Origin of the sequence: Pseudomonas sp. HMWF006 (genome assembly GCF_003061205.1) — a bacterium.
Lineage (GTDB): Bacteria > Pseudomonadota > Gammaproteobacteria > Pseudomonadales > Pseudomonadaceae > Aquipseudomonas > Aquipseudomonas monsensis.
In genome coordinates this window covers 7,927-9,511 of sequence record NZ_QAIU01000579.1, presented here as the reverse complement: position 1 = coordinate 9,511, position 1,585 = coordinate 7,927, and the positions used below count along the sequence as shown (strand labels likewise).

The window sequence follows — 1,585 nt, the reverse complement described above, 5'->3', positions numbered from 1 at the left end:
CTATATGGTTGTGCCGAAAGGCTTCTTCCCGGTGCAGGACACCGGGGTGATTCAGGGCATTTCCGAGGCGCCGCAGTCGATTTCCTTTGCGGCGATGGGCGAGCGTCAGCAGGAACTGGCGAAGATCATTCTGCAAGATCCGGCGGTGCAGAGCCTGTCGTCCTACATCGGGGTTGATGGCGATAACGCCACGCTCAACAGCGGCCGCCTGCTGATCAACCTCAAACCTCACAGTGCGCGGAATCTGACGGCCACCGAAGTGATCGCGCGCCTGCAACCGCAACTGGACAAACTGGTCGGTATTCGCTTGTTCATGCAGCCGGTGCAGGACCTGACCATTGAGGACCGGGTCAGCCGCACGCAGTACCAGTTCAGCATGTCGTCGCCGGACTCCGAGCTGCTGAGCCAGTGGAGCGGGCGTCTGGTCGAAGCGCTGGCCCAACGCCCGGAACTGACGGACGTCGCCAGTGACTTGCAGGACAAAGGTTTGCAGGTCTACCTGTTGATCGACCGCGATGCGGCCTCGCGCCTGGGCGTCTCGGTGCAGAACATCACCGATGCGCTGTACGACGCCTTTGGCCAGCGGCAGATCTCGACCATTTACACTCAGGCCAGCCAGTACCGCGTGGTACTCCAAGCGCAAGCGGGGGAGCAGATCGGTCCGAAAGCGCTCGACCAGATCCACGTCAAAACCACCGATGGTGCGCAGGTGCGCTTGTCGAGCCTCGCCCATGTCGAAGAGCGTCAGGCACAACTGGCGATCACCCATATCGGCCAGTTCCCGGCGGTGATGATGTCGTTCAACCTCGCTCCCGGCGTGTCGCTGGGGCATGCGGTCGATATCATCGAGCAGGTGCAGAAGGACATCGGCATGCCGATCGGCGTGCAGACCCAGTTCCAGGGCGCGGCCGAAGCGTTCCAGGCCTCGCTGTCGAGTACCTTGCTGCTGATTCTGGCGGCGGTGGTAACCATGTACATCGTGCTCGGCGTGCTGTACGAGAGCTACATCCATCCGATCACCATCCTCTCGACACTCCCGTCGGCGGCGGTCGGCGCCTTGCTGGCCTTGCTGCTCAGCGGCAATGATCTGGGCATGATCGCGATCATCGGGATCATTCTGCTGATCGGTATCGTCAAGAAGAACGCGATCATGATGATCGACTTCGCCCTCGATGCCGAGCGCAACCAGGGCATGGCCCCGGAACAGGCAATTTATCAGGCGGCGCTGTTGCGTTTCCGGCCGATCCTGATGACCACGCTGGCAGCCTTGTTCGGCGCCGTACCCTTGATGCTCGCCACCGGTTCCGGGGCTGAGCTACGCCAACCGTTGGGTCTGGTCATGGTCGGCGGGTTGCTGGTGAGTCAGGTGCTGACGCTGTTCACCACGCCGGTGATCTACCTGTACTTCGATCGCCTCGGTCGGCGCTTTGGCAAGACCAATGCCGACAGCGAAGAGGTGGCGGTATGAAAGCAGCTACGAGCATCGAGCCTCAAGCTGCAAGAGAAAAGCAGCAAGGGCCCGGCTACCTGGCTTTTAGCTTGAAGCTTGAAGCTTGGAGCTCTGAGCCATGAATCTTTCTGGTCC

Annotated in this window: 1 protein-coding gene; it reads left to right on the top strand. The window is 61.1% G+C overall.

What is annotated here, in order from left to right:
• On the top strand, positions 1 to 1,468 hold a 1,468-nt coding region (locus DBR24_RS26610; RefSeq protein WP_177490686.1), incomplete at its 5' end, for an efflux RND transporter permease subunit.
• Positions 1,469 to 1,585 lie beyond the last annotated feature (117 nt).